The organism is Pusillimonas sp. (assembly GCF_029263785.1).
Taxonomy (GTDB): domain Bacteria; phylum Pseudomonadota; class Gammaproteobacteria; order Burkholderiales; family Burkholderiaceae_B; genus Pusillimonas.
Window position 1 is genome coordinate 1 of record NZ_JAJUFE010000094.1, and the last position, 3,220, is coordinate 3,220.

The window sequence follows — 3,220 nt, forward strand, 5'->3', positions numbered from 1 at the left end:
GGTTCAGAACGACCTGGGCCGTCTGGCGGCCGGTCTGGCCATGTCAGTCAACGTAATTCATCGAGACGGATTCGACGTCAACGGCAATCCGGGCCAGGATTTCTTTTCGCTGGGTGACCCGAAGATCATCGAATCAGCGGGCAACAAGGGTAGTGCAATCGCCAAGGCTCAACTCACCGACGCCGGCAAGCTCACCGCGTTCGACTACCGGGTTGAGTTCGATGGCGTCGACTACCAGGTGCGAAGCGTCCCGGGCGGATCGGTCGTGTATCACGGCGATACGCTTCCAGCCTCATTCGACGGCGTACAGTTCGATATTTCCGGGTCGCCGGTTGCAGGCGATTCCTGGGTGATCCAACCCACGCGCAATGCGGCAGGCAGCCTGAAGCTGGCCCTGAACGACGCCTCGCACATTGCAGCGGCGGGTAGCGCCTCCGGTGAGGCCGACGGCGACAACGCACTGAAGCTGGCCGAGCTGCAAACCGCAAAAACACTCAATAACAACACCATGAGCCTGAACGAGGCGTTTTCGCAGATCGTCAACAAGGTTGGTGTGATGACGCAGCAAAACGGTACCGCCTCAAAGGCGCAGGCAGCTCTCATTCAGCAGAACTATGCTGCCCAACAGGCGGTGTCGGGTGTCAACCTTAACGAAGAATACGTCAATCTTGAGCGATACCAAGAGCAGTTCAGGGCGGCATCCCGACTGATCGATGTCAGCTCGACCTTGTTCGACACCCTGCTCAGCCTGCGTGCCTGAGCGCCCAGATAATCCTGCGCCCCAGAATTCGAGACAGCCACGATGCGTATCAGTTCTTCCTTATTTTTTCAGACCGGACTCAATTCCATCAATGCCCAACAGGCCGACCTGCTGCATCTGTACCGGCAGGCGGCCAGCGGGCAGCGCATGGTTACACCCGCCGACGACCCGTTGGCGGCCGCACAGGCGGTCAACCTCAGCCAGTCGCAATCCCTGAACGAGCGTTATGCCGCCAACCGCGACGTGCTGAAGATGAACCTGGGGCACGAAGAGAATACCTTGAACTCCATCACGACCTTGCTGCAAGACATCAAGACTCGTCTGGTGGAAGCCGGCAATGGCACCATGTCGGATGCCGATCGTGCAACGTTGGCAGATGTCCTGAAGAATTCCAAGGAAACGCTTTTTGGGCTGGCCAACGCCACTGACGGTAACGGACAGTACCTGTTTTCGGGCTTTTCAGCTTCTCAGCCGGCGTTTATCAAGGATGCACTCGGCTCAGTCAGCTATTCGGGCGATACTGGTCAACGCGAGATCCAGGCGGATCAGACCCGTCGCATTCAAACCGGCGACCTGGGTATTGACGTTTTTGCCCGCGCTGCCAACGGCTCTCGTGCCTATATCACCCAGGCGGATCCTGCCAATTCCGGCACTGGCGTAATCGGCTCTCCTTCCATTACCGATCCTCAAGGTGCTCATGTGGGCAAGCCATTCGAGATCGAGTTCACCGAAGCCGCGGGCGTGCTGCAATATACGGTTCGGGCGTTTCATGCTGACGGCAGCGTAGCGGAAGCAGACGGGCCCCACGATTACGATTCCGGAACCGCCATCTTGTCGTTACCCGGAGGTGTTCAAGTGGCCTTCTCGGGGTCGCCCTCCATCAACGATAAATTCACGGTCCATCCGGCCAGTGTTCCAGCCTATGTAGCTCGTGGAGCCGATGACAACACGGGGAATGCAACCCTGGGCCTGCCGGTGATAACCGATCCAAAGAACGAGCACGTCGGAAATCCGTTTCGCATCAGGTTTGAGAACGATGGCAGCGACCTGACATACACGGTTGAGGATGCTGATGGAAACCCCATCAGCGGTCCTCATGAGTTCGATCCGTCGGTCGGACACCTGACGCTTCCGGGGGTGATTGTTCCGATCAGCGGAACCCCAGACGCTGACGACGAATTCCTGGTTGAGCCGGGCCAGGGCATGGCCGCCAAGCTTAATGTTTTCGATACCCTGGACAACATCATTGCCGCCCTCGTGACACCCACTAGCGGTGATGCCACGGCCCAGGCCAGGATTGCCAACGCGCTGGCGTCTGCCATGCAGAAGATCGACGTCAATTACGACCAGGTTCTTACGGTACGTGCCTCGGTGGGCTCAAGGTTGGCCGAAATCGACGCCATCGATGCTGCCGGAAGTTCCCGCAGTCTCAGCTATGCCAATCAATTGTCAAAGCTCGAGGACGTCGATTACTACACCGTCACCACGCAGCTCGAGTTGCGCCGGTCCGCACTAGAGGCCGCGGCGTTGGCGTTCAAGAAGATTCAGGGTACCAGCCTGTTCAATATGGGGTCATAAACGATGAAATCGACACAATGGGAAATTCGGGTCGGCGTACGGGTATTGGTGACATGTCTTTGTCTGCTCGTACTGCTTTCTTCAGGGGCCGCCTGGTACATGTTGACCGAGAGTGCCTCTGCCCTGCAGGGCCCGGCCGCTGATGCGGCCAATCAGCGTCTGGATCAGGCTGTGTGGGTCTTTGCCGTGATCAGCGTGCTGGCTATCATTCTGGCATTCATGTCTCTGCGCATGGTTTCGCGAAATGCATTGCGCCCCATGGAAGTAATCGGACGACAACTGGACGCGCTTGCAGGCGGCGACCTGACCTACCGGGTCGACGCGCGCCCCGAAGAACTCGGCGGCCTTGCTCAGTTGCTGAAGCGTGTACAGGACAGTCTGGCGCGCAGTGTCGGCAATGTGCGGGCGGGTCTTGACCTGATCGGCGACAGCGCGCAGCGTATTATTTCGGGCCATACCGACCTGAGCAGTCGAACCGAACAGCAGGCAGCCGCCTTGCAGCAGACCGCCGCCAGCATGGAAGAGCTGTCCAGCACTGTCAAGCAAAACGCCGACAACGCCCGCCAGGCCAACCAGCTGGCAGTCACGGCATCTGAGGTTGCCCAGCGCGGCGGCACCGCTGTTGGCGAGGTCGTTTCCACCATGCAGGGCATATCGGCAAGCTCGCGAAAAATTTCGGATATTGTCGGCGTCATCGACAGCATAGCGTTCCAGACCAATATTCTGGCCCTGAATGCGGCGGTCGAGGCCGCACGTGCCGGTGAGCAGGGCAAGGGCTTCGCGGTGGTGGCTTCCGAAGTGCGTGCACTGGCCCAGCGCAGCGCACATGCGGCCAAAGAGATCAAGGACCTTATCGAGGATTCCGTCAAGAAGGTGGCCGAA

The 3,220-nt window shown here is 58.9% G+C and carries 3 protein-coding genes; all 3 read left to right on the top strand.

Annotation, left to right across the window (positions count from 1 at the left end; translation table 11 throughout):
• A partial coding sequence (locus tag Q1J88_RS12885) for a flagellar basal body rod C-terminal domain-containing protein (protein ID WP_301118144.1) occupies positions 1-760 on the top strand: 760 nt, incomplete at its 5' end.
• A 42-nt stretch (positions 761-802) separates the two neighbouring features.
• The gene (gene flgL / locus Q1J88_RS12890; protein WP_301118145.1) at positions 803-2,338 is read left to right on the top strand and encodes a flagellar hook-associated protein FlgL; all 1,536 of its coding nucleotides are present in this window, start codon (positions 803-805) and stop codon (positions 2,336-2,338) included.
• Between the two features lie 3 nt (positions 2,339-2,341).
• A partial coding sequence (locus Q1J88_RS12895) for a methyl-accepting chemotaxis protein (RefSeq protein ID WP_301118147.1) occupies positions 2,342-3,220 on the top strand: 879 nt, incomplete at its 3' end.

Bases quoted from the DNA above. Each gene is read 5' to 3' on its own strand.
- flgL (WP_301118145.1), top strand. From the start codon at position 803: ATGCGTATCAGTTCTTCCTTATTTTTTCAGACCGGACTCAATTCCATC.